19 protein-coding genes are annotated in these 19,770 nt (G+C 32.5%); 7 read left to right on the top strand and 12 right to left on the bottom strand.

The features are described 5' to 3' along the window. Positions 1-85: 85 nt before the first annotated feature. The 4 genes from AAYQ05_RS13490 to AAYQ05_RS13505 are packed head-to-tail and all read right to left on the bottom strand — an operon-like array spanning position 86 to position 2,969. The gene (locus AAYQ05_RS13490) at positions 86-805 is read right to left on the bottom strand and encodes a head GIN domain-containing protein (protein ID WP_343544006.1); all 720 of its coding nucleotides are present in this window, start codon (positions 803-805) and stop codon (positions 86-88) included. A 19-nt stretch (positions 806-824) separates the two neighbouring features. Next, positions 825-1,883 carry a hypothetical protein gene (locus tag AAYQ05_RS13495; protein ID WP_343544007.1) on the bottom strand — a complete coding sequence of 353 codons (1,059 nt, stop codon included), beginning with the start codon at positions 1,881-1,883 and terminating at the stop codon, positions 825-827. Beyond that, complete coding sequence (locus AAYQ05_RS13500) at positions 1,867-2,400, bottom strand: anti-sigma factor (RefSeq protein ID WP_343544008.1); 534 nt, start codon at positions 2,398-2,400, stop codon at positions 1,867-1,869. The genes AAYQ05_RS13495 and AAYQ05_RS13500 overlap by 17 nt, the downstream gene beginning before the upstream one ends. Before the next feature lie 14 nt (positions 2,401-2,414). Beyond that, on the bottom strand, positions 2,415-2,969 hold the full coding sequence (locus AAYQ05_RS13505) for an RNA polymerase sigma factor (RefSeq protein WP_343544009.1): 555 nt from the start codon (positions 2,967-2,969) through the stop codon (positions 2,415-2,417). 275 nt (positions 2,970-3,244) lie between these two features. On the opposite strand from AAYQ05_RS13505, the gene lon reads away from it, so the two are divergent. From lon to rpsA, 6 genes are all read left to right on the top strand, one after another. Further along, positions 3,245-5,698 (top strand): endopeptidase La, encoded by a 2,454-nt coding sequence (gene lon / locus AAYQ05_RS13510; RefSeq protein WP_343544010.1) that lies wholly within the window; start codon positions 3,245-3,247, stop codon positions 5,696-5,698. 143 nt (positions 5,699-5,841) lie between these two features. Beyond that, positions 5,842-6,861, top strand: coding sequence for a type IX secretion system protein PorQ (gene porQ, locus AAYQ05_RS13515; protein WP_343544011.1), 1,020 nt, complete (start codon positions 5,842-5,844; stop codon positions 6,859-6,861). A 105-nt stretch (positions 6,862-6,966) separates the two neighbouring features. Beyond that, positions 6,967-7,572: a murein L,D-transpeptidase catalytic domain-containing protein gene (locus tag AAYQ05_RS13520; protein WP_343544012.1), complete on the top strand. Its 606-nt coding sequence runs from the start codon at positions 6,967-6,969 to the stop codon at positions 7,570-7,572. A 43-nt stretch (positions 7,573-7,615) separates the two neighbouring features. After that, entirely contained in the window at positions 7,616-8,308 is a 693-nt protein-coding gene (gene cmk / locus AAYQ05_RS13525; RefSeq protein WP_343544013.1) for a (d)CMP kinase, read from the top strand. Positions 8,309-8,378: 70 nt separating this feature from the next. Then, on the top strand, positions 8,379-9,755 hold the full coding sequence (locus tag AAYQ05_RS13530) for a nucleoside permease (RefSeq protein ID WP_343544014.1): 1,377 nt from the start codon (positions 8,379-8,381) through the stop codon (positions 9,753-9,755). 431 nt (positions 9,756-10,186) lie between these two features. Next, positions 10,187-11,962, top strand: a complete 1,776-nt coding sequence (gene rpsA, locus AAYQ05_RS13535) for a 30S ribosomal protein S1 (RefSeq protein WP_281632706.1) — start codon at positions 10,187-10,189, stop codon at positions 11,960-11,962. Positions 11,963-12,243: 281 nt separating this feature from the next. On the opposite strand, the gene AAYQ05_RS13540 is transcribed toward rpsA, so the two are convergent. Together AAYQ05_RS13540 and AAYQ05_RS13545 are read right to left on the bottom strand one after the other, a co-directional pair. Next, entirely contained in the window at positions 12,244-12,777 is a 534-nt protein-coding gene (locus AAYQ05_RS13540; RefSeq protein WP_343544015.1) for an ExbD/TolR family protein, read from the bottom strand. A gap of 12 nt (positions 12,778-12,789) precedes the next feature. Beyond that, the gene (locus AAYQ05_RS13545) at positions 12,790-13,314 is read right to left on the bottom strand and encodes an ExbD/TolR family protein (RefSeq protein WP_343544016.1); all 525 of its coding nucleotides are present in this window, start codon (positions 13,312-13,314) and stop codon (positions 12,790-12,792) included. A 214-nt stretch (positions 13,315-13,528) separates the two neighbouring features. On the opposite strand from AAYQ05_RS13545, the gene AAYQ05_RS13550 reads away from it, so the two are divergent. Then, a complete protein-coding gene (locus AAYQ05_RS13550) occupies positions 13,529-14,083 on the top strand; it encodes a fasciclin domain-containing protein (protein WP_343544017.1) in 555 nt (184 codons plus the stop codon). 84 nt (positions 14,084-14,167) lie between these two features. Here AAYQ05_RS13550 and AAYQ05_RS13555 read toward each other — a convergent pair whose 3' ends face one another. The 6 genes from AAYQ05_RS13555 to AAYQ05_RS13580 form a co-directional block, all read right to left on the bottom strand. Beyond that, entirely contained in the window at positions 14,168-15,013 is an 846-nt protein-coding gene (locus AAYQ05_RS13555; RefSeq protein WP_343544018.1) for an EamA family transporter, read from the bottom strand. 62 nt (positions 15,014-15,075) lie between these two features. After that, the gene (locus AAYQ05_RS13560) at positions 15,076-15,219 is read right to left on the bottom strand and encodes an SsrA-binding protein (RefSeq protein WP_111368963.1); all 144 of its coding nucleotides are present in this window, start codon (positions 15,217-15,219) and stop codon (positions 15,076-15,078) included. Positions 15,220-15,449: 230 nt separating this feature from the next. Then, on the bottom strand, positions 15,450-17,321 hold the full coding sequence (locus AAYQ05_RS13565; RefSeq protein WP_343544019.1) for a M56 family metallopeptidase: 1,872 nt from the start codon (positions 17,319-17,321) through the stop codon (positions 15,450-15,452). Between the two features lie 10 nt (positions 17,322-17,331). Beyond that, positions 17,332-17,700, bottom strand: a complete 369-nt coding sequence (locus AAYQ05_RS13570; protein ID WP_281632698.1) for a BlaI/MecI/CopY family transcriptional regulator — start codon at positions 17,698-17,700, stop codon at positions 17,332-17,334. Positions 17,701-17,728: 28 nt separating this feature from the next. Further along, the gene (locus tag AAYQ05_RS13575) at positions 17,729-19,330 is read right to left on the bottom strand and encodes a M56 family metallopeptidase (RefSeq protein WP_343544020.1); all 1,602 of its coding nucleotides are present in this window, start codon (positions 19,328-19,330) and stop codon (positions 17,729-17,731) included. A 7-nt stretch (positions 19,331-19,337) separates the two neighbouring features. Then, positions 19,338-19,706, bottom strand: coding sequence for a BlaI/MecI/CopY family transcriptional regulator (locus tag AAYQ05_RS13580; RefSeq protein WP_343544021.1), 369 nt, complete (start codon positions 19,704-19,706; stop codon positions 19,338-19,340). Positions 19,707-19,770 lie beyond the last annotated feature (64 nt).

Here is a 19,770-nt window from a genome sequence, read left to right on the forward strand (position 1 = left end):
CCTTTTGTAATACCAAATATCACGAATTGCAATTGATTGTTTGATTGATGATTATTTTTGTAATTCGTGATATTTTTTTATAAAATTAACCTTTGGTAATAGTTCCAGATCCAGAAACTTTTACATCTCTTTTCTCAGGATTTCCTATATATTTTATATTACCAGAACCAGCAACTCTTGCGGTTATACTTTCGGCACAATTTACTTTACTGTTTCCTGAACCAGAAACATTTGCTTCAACAATTTTAGATTTTAAGCTCGAAGCGTCAATGTCGCCAGAACCAGAAAGTTTAGTTGTAAGTTTATCTGCTGTTCCTTTTAAATGTATATTTCCAGATCCGCTTACATGTAATTCTAAGTTATTTGTGTCAACTGGCAGATTAAAATTTCCTGAACCGGATAGCTTTACTGCAAGATTATCATTTTTGATTACGTCTTTTGACTGAATATCGCCTGAACCAGCCAAACTTAATTCAGATATTTTATCAAATGGAACTGTAACTTGAATTTTACCATTACTTGTACGGATTTGAGTACCTTTTTCAACATAAACTTTTAGAGAGTTGTCTTCAACTTCAACCTTGATAACAGCTAATAAGTTTTCTTCTCCCTTTAGAGTGATTTTTCCTTCTTTTCCAGATACCAAGTCCACATCAAAAGATCCTGCTATTTTAATGCCGTCATAATCTCCAGTAGTTCTGGTTTCTGTAACTACTTTTCCGTTACCTTGTACTTTGTTTTGCGCATTTACTACACTATTTGTAAAAAATGCAGTTAATGCTAATAGTAAAATTGATTTTTTCATTGTTTTGATTTTTAGATGATTAATTTTTTGTTAGCGAAATATTTCCGTAGTTGGATGTGATGTTGATTTTGTTTTGGCCTTTTTTCTTGTAGAAACCTGCAATTCTTTTACTATTGCTTTTGATTTCAGTAACAGAAAGTTCTAAAGAATTATCATGTTTGATATTTGTATATCTTCCTGAAATATCAAAATCGAAAGCGTAATTTGGCACATAATCGATTGTTATATCTGTGTATCCTGAGTTTATTGTAATATTTCCAGCCTTTTCTGTCACTGTTCCGATACTGATTTTACTGTAATTGGTATCGTAACTAAAGTTGCTTGAAATTTCTCCGATAATAAATGTAAGATAATTTCCTGAACCGCTTAAAGAATTGATTTTTTGAAATTTAAATGTGCCATAACTACAATCGGCTTTAATATTTTGACCGTCATTTAGATTGATATCTGTATAGTTTGCATTAATATTTAGGTTTCCAGAATCATTAATTTTAAGATTTGAATATCTAGCATCAATATTTCCTGCTTTTATATAATCTATACTTGAATTTTGGCAATATTGTATTGAAATTTGATTATTAGATCCGTTTAGTTTTCCTAAAGTAACTTTTCCATATTTGCAATCTATATCAGTCGAAGATTCTGCACTAGGAATCGAAATATTACCATATTTATTAGCCAGTTTTATTGTTCCGTTTTTAGGAATTTTAACAACATAGTTGATTTCAAAACTGTTATTGCTTCCTTTGCTTTTAACATTAGAACTTCCTAACGATGTTACAGCAGTAACCATGCTTTTAAGAGCTGTAATATCCACATCAATGCTGTTTAAGCGTTCATTAACCCAATTTTCGTTTGGTCCATTTACTTTTATGGTAATGTCAAGATCAATTTTATCTTCGTCCCAAGTTGTTACAGTAATGCTTCCGTATTTGTTATCAATATCGATTCCTGCATTTGAATTTACGATATACGTTTTTTTAATGTTTTTTTGTTTAGTTATAAAAGTGTCATCATTTGAAAACCCGAGAAAAGGAATCAAAAGAAGCAAGATTAGTAAGTTATAGTGTTTTTTCATTAGAGGTGTTTTTTAGTTTTTCGTTGTCTTCAATTCTTTTTAGAACGGTTTGTAAAAAAGAAATACGCGTTTGGAGATTGCTAATCATGGCATAAATAATTTGTTTATTTTCTCCGTTTTTTTGCAGTTCATTTATGATTTTCTGATAATCAGCGTCAAAAGTTTTCATCTGTTTCATTGCGTCATCAATAATCTGCTGATTTTCTGGCGAGTTTTTCTCTTTCAGTTTAACCAGTTCGTTGTCAATTAGAATGTTGAAAATAGAATCGGTGCGTTTAGTTTCTTTAGAAGCAAATTTGAATTCCTTTGGTTTTTCATTTTTATAAAAAAGAGATACACCAAGCATCAATACAATCGAAGCGGCAATAGCAGTCACAAACCAATATCTTTTCTTAGGTTCCTTTTTGTTTAGTTTTTGGAGAAAATCCAGTTGATGGTCAGTATTTAATTCCTGAACATCCCATTGGTTTTCAAATCTGTTGAATAATTCGTCTAAATTGTCTTTTTCATTTTTCATAATTCCAATTCATTTTATATTTCTTCCAATTTTTTTCTCAAACTATCTTTGGCTCTACTCAAGGTTGTTCTGCAATTTGCGTATGTGATGTTTAAAATTTCGCAGATTTCTTCCTGATCATAACCTTCTATATAAAAAAGTGTCAGCACCATTCTGTAATTATCTTTCATCTGTAGAATGGTATCCAAAACCTGTTTTACTTTTAGAGAGTTTAAGTCAATATTTTCAGAAACAATTCCATCATTTTCTTCGATTTTATAAAGCCGTTTGCTTAAGTCTTCTACTTGAAAAGAGTTGTTTTTTTTGTAAAAATCGATGCTATAATTGATGATTATTTTTTTTAACCATGCTCCAAAAGCCACTTCTTGTTTATAGTCAATGATTTTTGTAAAAGCTTTTAAGAAACCTTCTTGCATGACGTCTTGTGCAAAATGTTCGTCTTTTACAATACGAAAAGCCACATTATACATCGCCTTACAATAGCGATTGTATATTTCAAATTGCGCTTTCTGATTATTGTTTTTACAAAGCGCAATCAGTTCTTCGATATTTTGGTTGTTTGTATTCAAGTAGTGGCTTTTGGTTTTTAGTAATGACTTTACTTTTTTTTATTTGTTACACTTTTATAAAATTAATTTTATTTTTTTTAAATTTCATTAGACAGAAAGTGAAAATATAATTTTTTAGAACTGACTTCTTTTGCTTTTGGCATAATGATTGTCTATTTTTATGCCCTATCTTGTAATTGAAAAACGAAACCTGTTTTCAGTAAAACCTTCAATAAGCAATACTCCTTTTACAGATAGCATAACAATTTTAATGACAAAACGACTTATATTTTATTATGTCAAACCATAAAATACTTACTATTGACAATCTGTCACTTCAAGAATTTGACTCAGAGGCAGAATTAATTCCATTATTGACGCCAGAAGACGAGGAGGAAATGAATAATGAGGAACTGCCTATTTCGCTTCCAATTTTACCTTTACGAAATACTGTATTGTTTCCAGGAGTTGTAATTCCAATTTCTGCAGGAAGAGACAAGTCGATTAAACTAATTAATAATGCTAACGCTGGAGGAAAAATTATTGGTGTAGTATCTCAAATTAATGAAGAAGATGAAGATCCATCAAAAGATGATATTCACAAAGTAGGGACTGTAGCACGTATTTTACGTGTTTTAAAAATGCCTGATGGAAATGTAACAGTTATTCTTCAAGGAAAAAAGCGCTTTGAGATTGACGAAGTTGTTTTAGAAGATCCTTACATGACAGCAACAATTAAAGAAGTTGCAGAAGAGCGTCCAGACGAAAATGATACTGAGTTTACAGCTATTTTAGATTCAGTAAAAGAATTGGCGATTCAAATTATCAAAGAAAGTCCAAACATTCCTTCGGAAGCAACATTTGCGATTAAAAACATTGAAAGCCAATCATTTTTAATCAATTTCGTGTCTTCTAACATGAATTTATCAGTAAAAGAAAAACAAGGTCTTTTATCGATAAATGGATTAAAAGAGCGCGCTTTAGAAACTTTACGTTATATGAATGTTGAACTTCAAAAATTAGAATTGAAGAATGACATTCAATCAAAAGTCCGTTTTGATTTAGACCAGCAGCAAAGAGAATATTTCCTTCATCAGCAAATGAAAACCATTCAAGAAGAATTAGGTGGTGTTTCTCAGGAAGAGGAAATGGACGAAATGGGGCAGAAGGCGAAAACCAAAAAGTGGGACGAAAAAACGCAGAAACATTTCGAAAAAGAATTGTCTAAAATGCGTCGTATGAATCCGCAATCGCCAGATTTTGGAATTCAGCGTAATTATTTGGAGCTATTTTTAGAGTTGCCTTGGGGTGAATACTCTAAAGATAAGTTCGATTTAAAACACGCACAAAAAGTTTTAGATAAAGATCATTTCGGACTTGATGAAGTAAAGAAAAGAATGATTGAGCATTTGGCAGTTTTAAAATTGCGAAATGACATGAAATCGCCAATTATATGTTTAACTGGGCCTCCAGGAGTTGGTAAAACTTCTATTGGTCGTTCTGTGGCGGAAGCTTTAGGACGCGAATATGTTCGTATTTCTTTAGGAGGTTTACGTGATGAAGCTGAAATCCGCGGGCATAGAAAAACTTATATTGGAGCAATGCCTGGACGTATTATTCAGAGTTTGAAAAAGGCAGGAACTTCAAATCCGGTATTTATTTTAGATGAGATTGATAAACTGTCAAATGGTAATAGCGGCGATCCGTCCTCAGCTTTATTAGAAGTTTTAGATCCCGAGCAAAACAGTTCTTTTTATGATAATTTCCTTGAAATGGGATATGATTTATCTAAAGTGATGTTTATTGCGACTTCAAATAATATGGCCGCAATTCAACCAGCTTTGCGTGACAGAATGGAAATAATTAAAATGTCAGGCTACACTATTGAAGAAAAGGTTGAAATTGCTAAAAGACATTTGTTTCCAAAACAATTAGAAGCTCACGGTTTAACAGCAAAAGATTTGACTATTGGCAAAAAGCAATTAGAGAAAATCATTGAAGGTTACACAAGAGAATCTGGTGTTCGTAATTTAGAGACTAAAATTGCTCAGGTAATTCGTAATGCAGCAAAATCTGTTGCAATGGAAGAGGAGTACAACAAAAAAGTTACAGATGAAGATATTGTAGCGATTTTAGGAGTACCAAGATTAGAGCGTGATAAATACGAAAATAATGATGTTGCTGGCGTTGTAACTGGTTTAGCTTGGACAAGTGTTGGAGGTGATATTTTATTTATCGAATCTTTAATTTCTGAAGGTAAAGGAGCTTTAACTATTACAGGAAACCTTGGAACTGTAATGAAAGAATCTGCTACAATTGCTTTAGAATATATTAAAGCAAATGCTAAGAAATTAGGTATTAGTACAGAATTGTTTCAGAAATATAATATCCATTTACATGTTCCAGAAGGGGCAACTCCAAAGGATGGGCCAAGTGCCGGTATTGCAATGCTTACTTCTTTAGTTTCGCTTTTATCTCAGAAAAAAGTAAAGAAAAGCTTGGCAATGACAGGAGAAATCACTCTACGCGGAAAAGTACTTCCAGTTGGTGGTATTAAAGAAAAAATCTTAGCGGCCAAAAGAGCTGGAATTAAAGAAATCATTCTTTGCCACGAAAACAAAAGTGATATTGATGAAATTAAAGCAGAGTACTTAGAAGGTCTTTCTTTTCATTATGTAAAAGAAATGAGTGAAGTTTTAGCAATAGCTTTGACAGATCAAAAAGTTAAAAATGCGAAAGATTTGAAATAAAAATTTTAAATTATACTATACAAAATCCAAATTCCAATTTTAATGATTGGGATTTGGATTTTTTTTATTTCACATTATTTTAAGAGTTATATAGTTTTATATTTGCAGTTGCGTTATGCCCATATTACGTACGCCCAAAACAAATGCTCAAAAAAGTTGTTTTATTCTTTACTGTCTTAATTTGTTCGTTTTCTTTCGGACAGGTCGGTGGGCGTTACACTTATCAATTTTTAAATCTTACTACTTCGCCAAGGCAAGCGGCATTAGGAGGAGATATAATTACGATATATGACGATGATGTAAATCAGGCCATGTCCAACCCCGCGTTAATAAACGCAGATATGGATAATCATTTAGCACTAAATTACGGAAGTTATTATGGTGAGGCCTCTTATGGCACTGCGTCGTATGCTTATACTTATGATCGTCACGTTCAGACTTTTTATGCCGGCGTTACTTATGTGAATTACGGTACATTTGAAGGTTATGACGAAAATGGTCAGGCTACTTCTAATTTTACAGGAAGCGAAGGCGCATTATCACTTGGGTATGCCTACAATGTTCCTTATACCGATTTTTACATTGGAGCAAGTGCTAAATTGATAACATCCTCTCTTGAAAGTTATAATTCAATTGGTGGTGCTGTTGACTTGGGTTTCTTGTATGTAAATGAAATGAATGATCTGAATTTTGCTCTTGTGTTTAGAAATATGGGAACGCAGTTTACGACTTATTCTGGAATCAAAGAAAATCTTCCTTTTGAAATCGTAGCTGGTATTTCGCAAGAATTAGAGCATGTGCCAATTCGCTGGCATCTTTCGCTAGAAAATTTGCAGCAATGGAACATTTCTTTCTCTAATCCCAATCGTGGAGAAACTAATATTGACGGAAGTACAAGTCCAGAAAAGGTTTCTTTTGTAAACAATGCTTTAAGGCACGTTGCATTTGGAGTAGAGCTTTTTCCTAAAAAAGCATTCAATTTTCGTATTGGGTATAACTTTAGAAGAGGAGAAGAATTAAGGGTAGAAGAACAACGTAATTTTTCTGGAGTTTCGTTGGGATTTGGTTTAAGAATGAATAAACTAAAATTTAACTATTCGTATTCTAGATATACTCTCGCGGCAAATACAAGTCTTTTTGGTTTGATCTTAAATTTTCAATAATTGCATAAAACTATTCTATTTGGTTTTATTTATTGTAGTTAGTTTTTTTACAGAATCAAAAACTTTTTTTGATTAAGAGGAAAATATCTATTTAGTAATCATTCAATGAAAAAAGTAATTATCATATCCCTTCTTGTTTTTACGATTCTATTTATTTATTTTATAGTTTCTGATAAAAATAAAGTTGATTTATCGTCTTCTGAGTGTAAAAGAATTGAAGCTCATGCTGCTGATATTAAAGAGCTAATTCGTAAGAATCCAAAATACAATGATAAAATTGTTTTTTTGATAGATATGAAGATTCCTTCAGGGAAGAATCGTTTTTTTGTTTATAATTTAAATACAAATAAAATTATAGACAAAGGTTTGGTTGCGCATGGATCTGGTTCTGAAACAGGGAAAGAAGGAAAACTTCTCTTTAGCAATATTCCAAATTCATTAAGCACTTCATTAGGAAGGTATTCTATCGGAAATCATTATTATGGAAAGTTTGGAAAGGCTTATAGATTGTATGGGTTAGACGAGACAAATAATAATGCTTTCAAACGGGATATTGTTTTTCATTATTATTATGATGTTCCGTATGAAGAGAAAGATGGCTACATTTGCAATAGTTATGGCTGCCCTATGGTTAATAAAAAATACTTTGAAAGAATAGCAAGATTAATTGATGGTTCTAAATCAGATATTTTAATGAGTATTTATTATTAAAAACATAAAGGTTTTAAAAGAATAAAAATTTAAAAATAAGAAATTGAAAAAAATTACCATTGCAATCGACGGATTTTCATCTACAGGAAAAAGCACTTTAGCAAAACAATTAGCAAAAGAACTGGAATATGTGTATGTAGATACAGGGGCAATGTACCGTGCGGTTGCCTTTTTTGCTATGCAGCATAATCTTATAGGAGCCGATTTCTTTAAAAAAGAAGCTTTGGTTGAAGCCTTGTCTGATATTACATTAGAATTTAAGTTTAATGCTGATTTGGGCTTTGCAGAAATGTATTTGAATGGTGAAAATGTCGAAAAGCAAATTAGAACTATCGAAGTTTCTAATTTTGTTAGCACTGTAGCGGCAGTTTCAGAAGTTCGTGCCAAGTTGGTAGAACAGCAGCAGGCAATGGGAACTAATAAATCTATTGTTATGGATGGTCGTGATATTGGCACCGTGGTTTTTCCTAATGCTGAACTTAAAATCTTTATGACTGCCAGCGCAGAAACACGTGCACAAAGACGTTTTGATGAATTACAGCAAAAAGGTGATAATGTTTCTTATGAAGAAGTTTTAAAAAATGTTGTAGATAGAGATTATATAGATACTCACCGTGCAGATTCTCCATTAATAATTGCCGATGATGCAATAGAGATTGATAATTCTTACTTAAATAAAGAGCAACAATTTGCAGCTGTTTTAGAATTAGTGAATGATGTTGTTAAAACAATATAATTTTTTGTAGATATTATTTTTAATGGTAGTTTTACCGCTTCATTTTTTACTTTAAAGACAATTTCACTATATGGGAATTAAAAACAGGTTAATCTTTATGAGCTTTCTTCAATTTTTTGTTTGGGGAGCTTGGCTGATAACAATTGGAAATTATTGGTTTGGAACCAAAAATTGGGAAGGAACACAATTTGGTTTAGTATTTGGAACCATGGGAATTGCTTCTTTATTTATGCCTACATTAACCGGAATTATTGCCGACAGATGGGTAAATGCTGAAAAATTGTATGGAATCCTTCATATTTTATATGCAGCTGTTTTATTTGGAATTGCACAAGTTAAAACGCCAGATACTTTTATTATTGTAATGCTTTTGGCAATGTGCTGTTACATGCCAACAATCGCTTTAAGTAACTCAATATCTTATACTTCACTTAAATTAAATAACAAGAACATTGTAAAAGATTTTCCGCCAATACGTGTTTGGGGAACAATCGGTTTTATTGTAGCGATGTGGATTACAAATTTGAGTGGAAGTAAAGCTACAGAATATCAATTTTATATTGCTGGAGTTGGAGCTTTAATCTTAGGCTTTTACGCTTTTACATTGCCAAAATGTGAGCCGCAGCGTTTGATTAAAGAAAATGCAACATGGATTGAAACTTTCGGACTAGAATCTTTCAAATTGTTTGCAAACTACAAAATGGCTTTGTTTTTTGTTTTTTCTATGTTTTTAGGAGGAGCACTTCAATTGACAAATGCTTATGGAGATGTATTTTTAGATGAATTTAAACATTTTCCAAAATACGCGGATTCTTTTGTAATTAGATATTCGACTATTATTATGTCGATTTCACAGGTTTCTGAGACGTTGTTTATTCTAGCGATTCCGTTTTTCTTAAGACGTTTCGGAATCAAACAAGTGATGCTTATTAGTATGTTGGCGTGGGTTTTACGTTTCGGATTATTTGCTTTTGGAGATCCTGTAAATGGTTTATGGATGATTATTCTTTCTTGTATCGTTTACGGAATGGCATTTGATTTCTTTAATATTTCGGGTTCTTTATTCGTAGAAAGCAATACCGATTCTAAAATTCGTTCTTCTGCGCAAGGTTTATTTATGATGATGACCAATGGAGTAGGAGCGGTTTTAGGAAGTTTGACTTCTGGTTGGGCAATTGATCGTTTTTTTACAAAATCATTTGCTAATACAGCAGAATTAGCTGGGTTTTTACAAACAGATGCTTCAAACGAAAAGATAGTAGAATTTGTAAAAAGTCAAGGAAATTCAATTTCTGCAGACGGAATTTTTGCAAATCCAGTTTTAATGAAAGACTGGCATACGATCTGGTTGTCGTTTGCGGCTTATGCATTGGTTATTGCAATAGCATTTGCTGTTTTGTTTAAACATAAACATGATCCGAAGGAAATTGAAAATTTGAGTCATTAAGATGGAAAAAAATCTTTGATAATTTTTTCGAATTTTGACAAAGATAGTTACACATAGTAAACCCGACAGGTTTTTAAAGCCTGTCGGGTTTCGCTTTTCAAGGTTCTAATGAAAACGAGACTTCCTAATCTAGCCCCGATAGAAGTGGAAATCCTTTTATGGCGGTCCCGATAGCTATCGGGAGGCATAAAAGATTGTAGCGGATAGCGGGACTAAACGTGATGAAAAAGCTAAATTGTTCTGCTTCTTAAACAATTGGCTGATAATCATATCGGTTTTGTTTTGTTAATTCAGAAAAATGTACTAATTTTGCAGTCCTTTTGGCAGAGAAGAGTTTCCATTAGGAATCAACCATTTATGTAAAACAACTTCTGTATTTTCTATCGCATAGAGAAACTCGAGAAAAACAGAATACAAATTTTTTTATCAGCATGTCTGAACAAACAAAATCACAAGAAGAGTTTTTAGCAAATTTTAACTGGCACAACTTCCAAGAAGGAATCGATGCAGTAGATGAAAAAAACTTACAAGAGTTTGAGGAACTAGTATCAAAAACTTTCATCGCTACAGATCAAGAAGAAGTAGTTGAAGGAGTTGTAGTTAGAATTACAGATAGAGACGTTATCGTTGATATCAATGCTAAATCTGAAGGTGTTATTTCTTTAAACGAATTTCGTTACAACCCAAACTTAAAAGTAGGTGACAAAGTAGAAGTATTAATCGACATCCGTGAGGATAAAACAGGTCAATTAGTATTATCTCACAGAAAAGCACGTACTATCAAATCTTGGGATAGAGTTATTGCAGCTAATGAAACTGGAGAAATCGTTAACGGTTTTGTTAAATGTAGAACTAAAGGAGGTATGATTGTTGACGTATTCGGTATCGAAGCGTTCTTACCTGGATCTCAAATTGACGTTAAGCCAATTAGAGACTATGATGTATATGTAAACAAAATGATGGAATTCAAAGTGGTAAAAATCAACCACGAATTCAAAAATGTTGTTGTATCTCATAAAGCACTTATCGAGGCTGATATTGAAGTACAGAAAAAAGAGATCATCGGTCAATTACAAAAAGGACAAGTATTAGAAGGTGTTGTTAAAAACATTACTTCTTATGGTGTGTTCATTGACTTAGGTGGTGTTGACGGATTAATTCACATTACTGACCTTTCTTGGAGCAGAATCAACCACCCAAGTGAAGTTCTTGAATTAGACCAAAAATTAAACGTTGTAATCCTTGATTTCGATGATGAGAAAACAAGAATTCAATTAGGATTGAAACAATTAAACGCTCACCCATGGGATGCTTTAGATGCTAACTTAACTGTTGGTGATAAAGTTAAAGGTAAAGTAGTTGTAATCGCTGATTACGGTGCTTTCATCGAAGTTGCTGAAGGTGTTGAAGGTTTAATCCACGTTTCTGAAATGTCATGGTCAACTCACTTACGTTCTGCTCAGGACTTCGTGAAAGTTGGAGATGTTGTTGAAGCAGTTATCTTAACTCTTGACAGAGAAGATCGTAAGATGTCATTAGGTATCAAACAATTGACTCAAGATCCATGGACTGACATTACTTCTAAATACCCAGTAGGTTCTAAACATACAGGTATCGTTAGAAACTTCACAAACTTTGGTATTTTCGTAGAATTAGAAGAAGGAATTGATGGATTAATCTACATTTCTGATCTTTCTTGGACTAAGAAAATTAAACACCCATCTGAGTTTGTAAATGTTGGAGAAAAACTTGATGTTGTAGTATTAGAATTAGATGTTGAAGGACGTAAATTATCTTTAGGTCACAAACAAACTACTGCTAATCCTTGGGATCAATACGAAGATTCTTTCGCTGTAGGAACTATCCACACAGGTGAGATTTCTGAAATCGTTGACAAAGGAGCTACTGTAGAATTCGGAGATGATATCGTTGCTTTCATTCCTACTCGTCACCTTGAAAAAGAAGACGGAAAGAAATTGAAAAAAGGTGATACTGCTGATTTCAAAGTAATCGAGTTCAACAAAGAATTCAAAAGAGTAGTTGCTTCTCACACTGCTATCTTCCGTGAAGAAGAAGAGAAAAACGTGAAAGCTGCTGCTGAAACTACTACATCTGCATCTACAAACGCACCAGCTGCGACTTTAGGTGACAACAATGATGTATTAGCTGCTTTAAAAGCTAAAATGGAAAAAACTGAGAAAAAATAATTCTTAGTTTCCTCTAAATAGAAAGTCCCACAGTAATGTGGGACTTTTTTTTTATGTTTTTTGTTTCAGGTTTTCTTTGTTTCAGGATTCAGGTTTTACGATTGGAACGTTGTGAAATTTTGGTAGAAATTTTATGATGATTGGAATTTGATTCAATGTGTACAATTTTGTCATTTCGAGGCACGAGAAATCTTCGCAAGAGGCTCGATAAAGATTGGTTTTTTCGTTGCGGAGCTACTTGCGAAGATTTCTCGTGCCTCGAAATGACAACGATTATGTGTTTATTTTGAAGCTAGTAATTTTGATTCTTCGGGAGTAAATTCGTTTACAATTGTGTAAGTTTCAATATTTGCAAGTCTCATTTCTTCTAATACAGCTACCAAATTTCCATAATTACTTTTACTGGAAGGTTTTATAAAGACAATTGCGCCTCGATTTGGTTTGCCTAAAGAAGCTGAATATTCAAGGATTTTTTTATTAATAAGCTGTAAATCGTTGTGAAACCCATTTTTACTATAATTGGTTTCTTTTGGTTTTTCTGTTGGACTCTCTAAAAAACCAGCGTATGTAATTAATTTGTCATTATCTCCTAACAGTACAGTATAAAAACGTTCTCCTCTATAACATGCTATAGGTCGTCCATCATCACACACTGGATCTTTAGCGGGTAGACTTAAATCCATAGCTTTAGGCTTAGATAATTCCCCAACAACCATAAAAAATATAATCAGCAAAAAAGAAATGCTGACCATTGCCGTTAAATCAACTCTTGAATTTAACTTTCTGCTTCTGACTTTTTTAGGTAGGTTTTTCATAAGACTTAGTTATTAATTTGAAGCTAATAATTTTGATTCTGCTGCACTAAATTCATCAACTATTGAATACGTTTCAATATTGGCAACTTTCATTAGATCGAGTATATTTACTAAATTACCATAGTTTGATTTTTTACTCAGCTTTATTATTACAATTACTCCATTCATTGGTTTTCCTACTGAAACCATATAATTATGAACTTCTTTCTTTTTACGAAACAGTTCTTGGTGGATTTCATTTTTTCCAGATTTAAATTCCTTTGGCGCCTCCATTGGAAATTCTAACATTCCAGAATAAGTTATTATTTTATCGTTTTTGTCTAATAATATGGTATAGACCCGATCAGCTTTGATGCATGCATGGCTCCATCTACATGTATCTTTTTCAGGCAAAGCGAGATCCATTCCTTTAGATTTTGATAATTCACCAACAAGCATAAAAAATATAATCAGCAAAAAAGAGACACTAACCATTGCTGTTAAATCTACCCTTGAATTTAGCTTTTTACTTCGAACTTTTTTTGGAAGATTATTCATGATGATGTTGTTTTGATTTTAAATTTAATAATAAAATCTAAATAAGATTAGTGTATTCTTATAATTTTGTGAAAAAAATATTTGATCTGTAAAGGCTTGTTTTTAGGAATGTTTTAGAGGTAATTTACCATTTTTCGGTTAAAAGTGTTTTTTGAAAGAAAACCAAAACAACTTTATCCCCGTAAATGACCTTATAACTTAAAAATCATTTAACATGAAAACTAGAAAATTTTTAGCTCTTGCAGTTTTAGCTTTAGGATTTGCATTTACATCAAATGCGCAAAAATCGGTGATGGTTGGTGGTGCGGCGATGTATCCAAATAAAAACATAATTGAAAATGCCGTTAATTCAAAAGATCACACGACTTTGGTTGCTGCAGTAAAAGCGGCCGATTTAGTTACGACTTTAGAAGGAAAAGGTCCTTTTACCGTTTTTGCTCCAACAAATCAAGCTTTTAATAAATTGCCAAAAGGAACCGTTGAAACACTACTTAAACCAGAGAATAAAAAAATGCTTCAAAACATCTTGACTTATCATGTTGTTTCTGGAAAGTGGAATGCTTCGGATATTGCAAAAGCAATAAAAGAAGGTAAAGGAAAAGCAACTATCAAAGCAGTAAATGGAGGAACATTAACAGCTTGGATGAAAGGAAAAGACTTATATATTACTGATGAGAATGGTAATAAAGCAAAAGTTACCATTGCAGATGTGAATCAGTCAAATGGTGTTATTCATGTTGTAGATGCTGTTTTGCTTCCTAAAAAATAAATAAACCCAAATCTCAAAAATTAAAATTCTAAATCCCAATGTAAAACTTGGAATTTGGAATTTTAATTTTCAGATTTTTTTAAACTATTTTTTTGCAGTTAGAGTGCTTCCTGCAGAAGCGATAACAACACAGACTACGGCGAGAATTTCGTAGAAATTTAAACTCTCTTTAAGAAAAATAAAAGCGCAGATAGAAGCTGCCGCTGGTTCTAAGCTCATTAAAATACTAAAAGTTCTAGGTGGAAGTTTACCCAATGCTTTCATTTCTAAAGTAAACGGAATTGCACTTGATAAAAGGGCAAGAGCAATGCCCATTCCGAAAAGTTTTGGTGTAAGATTATTTAATCCGCTTTCTAGTAAACCAAAAGGCAAAACTAAAAGTGCGGCAAACAACATTCCTATAGTTACAGCGTCTCCATCATTCATAATTTTAGAGACTTTGCCTCCTAAAACAATATACGCACTCCAGAAAGCTCCTGCTAAAAGAGCACATAAAATACCAATAGGATCTAAGCGGTTATTTGTCCATGGAGCAATTAACAAAATACCGATTGCAGCAAGTAATACCCAGCAATAATCAACCAAACGTTTAGAACCTGCTATCGCAAGTATTAATGGCCCAACAAATTCTAGGGTTACTGCTAATCCAATTGGAATTCTTTCTATGGCCAAATAATAGATCAAATTCATAGCTCCTAATGATAAACCATAAGGAATTACAAGTTTCCATTGTTTTGCTGTTATAGTTCTTAAATTAGTTCGATAAGCAAATAATAAAATTATTGCCGAAATGCCAATACGCATGGATGCTGTGCCTGCTGCTCCGATTGTTGGGAATAGTGTCTTTGCAATCGCGGCTCCGAATTGTACACTGATAATTGCTAATAATACTGCTGGAACAGGAGATAAGCTTATGTCTCTGTTTTTCATAAAAAGTATGGCAGAATCCTAAAAAGATATGCCTCTGCCGAATAAATAAAATGTATTCTAAATTAATTGCCTAAAGCTTTTTTTGTAACATAGGCTCGATAACCAATAATTGCCATTTGCCATTTCTTAGCTTTCGAAATATCTAGACCTTGTTTGGTAAAGCTTGGCAAAAGTAGTTTATTTAGTTTGGCTAATAATTTATACATAGTGGATTTGTTTCTGCAAAGATACAAAAAAGACCTTGTTGCTGAAACAAAGTCTTTTGGGAGTAAAATATAAAGTATTTAAATTTTGAGAATCAGGTTTTCGTTAGCATCTGTTTCCTTGGTACATAGCTTTTTTGGGAGCTTCTATCCATCTTGCTTTATTGATGACAAATTTAAAAAGAAAAACCAGTGTTTGAGCACTGGTTTTTTTATGTTTTAAAATGATACGGTTATGCTTTTTTATTTTGTTTTTCCATTTCTTTCATATCTTTTTCATGCTGTTTCATGTCTTTCTCGTGTTGTTTCATGTCTTTTGCATGTTGTTTCATGTCCTTCGCATGCTGTTGCATATCAAGCTCATATTGTTTCATGTCTTGTTCGTATTGCTTCATATTACTTTCGTAGTCCTTAGAATCATCTCCAAAGCTAAATTTAAAATCATAGTTGAATTTTTCCATTTTAGCATTGAATTTTTCCATTGCAATCTCATACTTCGCCATTTCTTTCTCATAAATAGCTTCACGCTTAGACATAATTTCGCTAACAGCATCTCCGTAAGCAGTCATAGCATCAATGTTTGGCTGAAATTTTTCCATTTTCTTTTCAAATTCCTCCATTTCTTTTTCAAACTTCTGCATTGCTACTTTATCCTTTGGATTTTTTGGAGCAGCAGGAGGCTTAGGCATTTTTGACATATCTACTGTCGGTGCTACTGGCAGTGGTCCAGTAGGAAATACTGGTGGTGTTGGAGGTACTGGAGCAACAACATCAGATTCTCCGTGATTTCTAACAATAACCCTTTCGTTTCTAATTATTAATGGTGCTTTAAAATTTCTGTCACTATTAATGTTGATAGATTTTGCTCCATTTTCATCGGTTCCAATGGCTAATTCACAATCTTTGATAGCTTCGTCTCCGTCGATTTTTATAGTCTGTTTTTTGCCAGAGTCTGATTTTACATTGATCTGAATCGCGGTTAATTCTTCTTTGGTATTTCTTTTTACATCAGAAATTACAACATCAAGATTATGGTTGGTTTTTAATTTCCCAGGAAGTTCGTTTAGTTCCTTGTCAGTAGTGTTTTTTGTTATTTTGATGGTTTCCTCAGAATCTTTGATGGTATCTCTTTGCGTAACTGCAGCTTCATTTTGTTTTTTTTCTTGCGCAATAGTCCTTATTTGGAATAAAAGAACAAATGCACCAAGAGCAGGAATTACTGCCGAATATTTCCAGTAATTTCTTTTGTTTGATTGATTTTTGTTTAACATGACAATTCGTTTTTTGATTAATGATTGATAAAAATGATTGGTGATTGTAACGCAAGTTTCATGCGTTGTGATTTTTAAAAGTGTGTACTGATAGGCTTTCTTGTCTGCAATTTTCTTAGAAGCCTCACTGTCGGCGATAAATTCGAGGTTTTGCAAAATAGCTTTTTTATAAAGCCACACAATTGGGTTAAACCAAAATAGGATACAAAAGATTCTCGAAATCAAAACATCGACAGTGTGCTTTTGATTACTATGCACTTTTTCATGTTCTAAAATATTCTCTAATTCTGCTGCTGTATATAGTGATGAGTTATATACAATGTAGTCAAAGTAGGAGAAAGGAGCAATGTTTTCTTTGATGTCAATAAATTTGAAATCATCTTGCTGCTCAATTTTCTTTCCTTTTAAGACAGCATTTAAGCTATAAAAATCAAGAGCAAATTTGATCATAAAAGCCAGAAAGCCAATTCCGTAAACAGCAGTTAAAACCAAACTCCAATTAATTTCAAAATTTTCTTTCTCAACAACGGCTAGGGTTGTCGGTCTATATTGAGGCTTATAAGCAACTACATCATGATTTGAAGTCGGAATGCTTTCTATAACATTTGCCGTAGTTGTAATTACCGGAGCAGGAGAGGGCACAGGAGATGCTTCAATCCATATTACTTTAGTATAAACTACAAAAGGCAGTATAACAGAAGTAATTAATCCGGCAATTAAAAACCATCGGCTGCTGTTGAAAAAAGTCTCTTTACGAAGTAAAAAAATGTAAGCAAAATAAAACATTGCTAATAACCCGCTTGATTTTAAGATAAAAATGAAAAGTGCTTCCATAGTATTCTGATTATTTACCTTCTTTTGGATTTTCGATCATATCTAAGATTTCGCGTAGTTCATCCGCTGAAATTTTCTCTTCTTTAGCAAAAAAAGAAACCATGCTTTTGTATGAACTATTAAAATAATTATCTATTGCAGTACTCATGAAGCCATTTCGATAATCTTCAATGCTTACCGCTGGATAATATTGATGTGTATTTCCAAAAGCATTGTGCGCAACATAACCTTTCTCTTCCAGATTACGAACAATGGTAGACAAAGTGTTGTAATGCGGCTGATCTTCTAAAATCTCTGCTTGAATTTCTTTTACAAAAGCCTTTTTCAGCTTCCATAAAATATGCATGATTTCTTCTTCTTTATTGGTTAGTTTTTGCATTTCTTTTCTATTTAAAATTAGAAATGTATTATTTCTTGGTTACAATTTCGATTACTCCATTTGAAGCTTTCTCGCCATATTGGTCAGTTGCATTTACTCCAGTTAAAACATTTACAGATGCAATATCCGTTGGTTTAATGCTATTATAATCAAAACCAGAAGGCATTTCTTCACCGTCGACAATTACAAGCAGGCTAGATGCTTTAGCATTCGTTTTCGTGCCATTTGAAACAGCAACAGTTGCGCCTCCAGTTGTAATAACTTTAGTGTTATTGTCTTTATTTATAACTACAGTAGTGCTAATATTTGCATTAGTATCACTGTCAGTTTTTGTACTAGTAATAGAATTAGTGTTAACATTGGTTTCTGTATTAGTAATTGTATTTTTAACTTCTGAATTGTTTGGCTTTTCATTTAAAGCAACTTTTTGATTTACAGCGCTTTTTTCATCATCGGTTTTTATGCCAGCTCTAATAGCGCCATTTTTCCCTGTAACAACAACTATCCCGAAATCTTTAATTGCTACTTTTCCACCTGTTTGAATAGATTGAGATTTTTGGTTTTGATAACTTACTTCAACTTTAAGAGACGTTAATTGATTTTCTGAGTTTCTTTTGATTCTTGAAGCTTCAAATTCGACGTTATGTAGTGATTTTAATTTCTCTTTGATTCTTTTTAATTCCAAATCTGTGGTATTCTTTTGTATTTTGTAAATATCAACAGATTCAATTTCGTTTGAGACTGCTTTTACAGTCTGATGTCTTTCTTTTGCAACTACTTCAACTTGAAATAATAATACAAATGCAGCAAGAGCTGGGATTACAGCATAATACTTCCAAGAATTTCTCTTTTTTGATTGATTTTTGTTTAACATGACGATTCGTTTTTTGATTAATGATTGATAAAAATGATTAGTGATTGCAACACAATTTTCGTGTGTTGTTATTTTTAAAAGCGTGTATTGATAGGCTTTTTTGTCTTGCAGTTTTTTAGCGGCTTCATTATCGGCAATAAATTCTAAATTTTGCATTATTGCTTTTTTGTAAAACCAGATAATCGGATTGAACCAGAAAATAATACTGAAAGCTCGTGAAACCAATACATCTATGGTATGATTCTGATCACTATGTACTTTTTCGTGTTCAATAATGTTTTCTAATTCTGAAGGCGTATACAGTGATGAATTGTAAACGATATATTCAAAATAGGAGAAAGGCGCGATATTCTCGTTTGTATCTATGAATTTAAAATCGGCTTGCTGTTGGATCTTTTTTCCTTTAATTACTGTATTTAGACTATAAAAATCGATTGCTAATTTTATAAGGAAAATTAAAAAACCAATAGAATAAAGACCTAAAATCAGATATGTCCAGTTAAAGTCTGCTGATTCTTCTTGTGGAATGTTTTGTATATTGTTTTGAAAATTGATATTGATATCGGGAGCAGCTTCAATCCATACTTCTTTTGTATAAGTCAAGAAAGGCAAAATTGCCGACACGATTAATCCAGACAAAAGAAACCATCTGTTACTGTTAAAGAATGTTTCTTTGCGCAATAAGAAAAAGTAAGCGCAATAGAACAAAAGCATTAAACTGCTTGATTTGATGATATAGATAAAAAGTGCTTCCATAACCTGATTATTTATTTTCTTTTTTATTTTCGATCATTGATAAAATTTCGCGCAATTCATCTGCTGAAATTTTTTCTTCTTTAGCAAAAAAGGAAACCATACTCTTATATGAACTATTAAAGTAATTATCGATTGCGGTTTTCATAAATCCTTTTCTGTAATCTTCAATTGGTACAATCGGAAAATATTGATGTGTATTTCCAAAAGCATTGTGTCCAACGTATCCTTTTTCTTCCAAATTACGCACTATAGTCGATAAGGTGTTGTAATGTGGCTGATCTTCGGTAATTTCACCTTGAATTTCTTTTACAAAAGCTTTCTTTAGCTTCCATAAAATCATCATAATTTCTTCTTCTTTGTTTGTTAACTTCTGCATCTTCTCTAATTTTAATTCAAACGTACAACTATTTTTTTAGTTACACAACTATAAAAATAGTTAT

It is taken from the genome of Flavobacterium movens (assembly GCF_039581425.1).
Taxonomy (GTDB): Bacteria; Bacteroidota; Bacteroidia; order Flavobacteriales; family Flavobacteriaceae; genus Flavobacterium; species Flavobacterium luteolum.

Coding starts and splice junctions, on each gene's coding strand:
- AAYQ05_RS13565 (WP_343544019.1), bottom strand. CDS start 17,321: ATGGAAGCACTTTTCATTTTTATCTTAAAATCAAGCGGGTTATTAGCA.
- AAYQ05_RS13490 (WP_343544006.1), bottom strand. CDS start 805: ATGAAAAAATCAATTTTACTATTAGCATTAACTGCATTTTTTACAAAT.
- AAYQ05_RS13560 (WP_111368963.1), bottom strand. CDS start 15,219: ATGTATAAATTATTAGCCAAACTAAATAAACTACTTTTGCCAAGCTTT.
- AAYQ05_RS13530 (WP_343544014.1), top strand. CDS start 8,379: ATGGGAATTAAAAACAGGTTAATCTTTATGAGCTTTCTTCAATTTTTT.
- AAYQ05_RS13520 (WP_343544012.1), top strand. CDS start 6,967: ATGAAAAAAGTAATTATCATATCCCTTCTTGTTTTTACGATTCTATTT.
- AAYQ05_RS13570 (WP_281632698.1), bottom strand. CDS start 17,700: ATGCAAAAACTAACCAATAAAGAAGAAGAAATCATGCATATTTTATGG.
- rpsA (WP_281632706.1), top strand. CDS start 10,187: ATGTCTGAACAAACAAAATCACAAGAAGAGTTTTTAGCAAATTTTAAC.
- AAYQ05_RS13555 (WP_343544018.1), bottom strand. CDS start 15,013: ATGAAAAACAGAGACATAAGCTTATCTCCTGTTCCAGCAGTATTATTA.
- AAYQ05_RS13545 (WP_343544016.1), bottom strand. CDS start 13,314: ATGAATAATCTTCCAAAAAAAGTTCGAAGTAAAAAGCTAAATTCAAGG.
- AAYQ05_RS13500 (WP_343544008.1), bottom strand. CDS start 2,400: ATGAAAAATGAAAAAGACAATTTAGACGAATTATTCAACAGATTTGAA.
- AAYQ05_RS13580 (WP_343544021.1), bottom strand. CDS start 19,706: ATGCAGAAGTTAACAAACAAAGAAGAAGAAATTATGATGATTTTATGG.
- AAYQ05_RS13550 (WP_343544017.1), top strand. CDS start 13,529: ATGAAAACTAGAAAATTTTTAGCTCTTGCAGTTTTAGCTTTAGGATTT.
- lon (WP_343544010.1), top strand. CDS start 3,245: ATGTCAAACCATAAAATACTTACTATTGACAATCTGTCACTTCAAGAA.
- AAYQ05_RS13540 (WP_343544015.1), bottom strand. CDS start 12,777: ATGAAAAACCTACCTAAAAAAGTCAGAAGCAGAAAGTTAAATTCAAGA.
- porQ (WP_343544011.1), top strand. CDS start 5,842: ATGCTCAAAAAAGTTGTTTTATTCTTTACTGTCTTAATTTGTTCGTTT.
- AAYQ05_RS13495 (WP_343544007.1), bottom strand. CDS start 1,883: ATGAAAAAACACTATAACTTACTAATCTTGCTTCTTTTGATTCCTTTT.
- AAYQ05_RS13575 (WP_343544020.1), bottom strand. CDS start 19,330: ATGGAAGCACTTTTTATCTATATCATCAAATCAAGCAGTTTAATGCTT.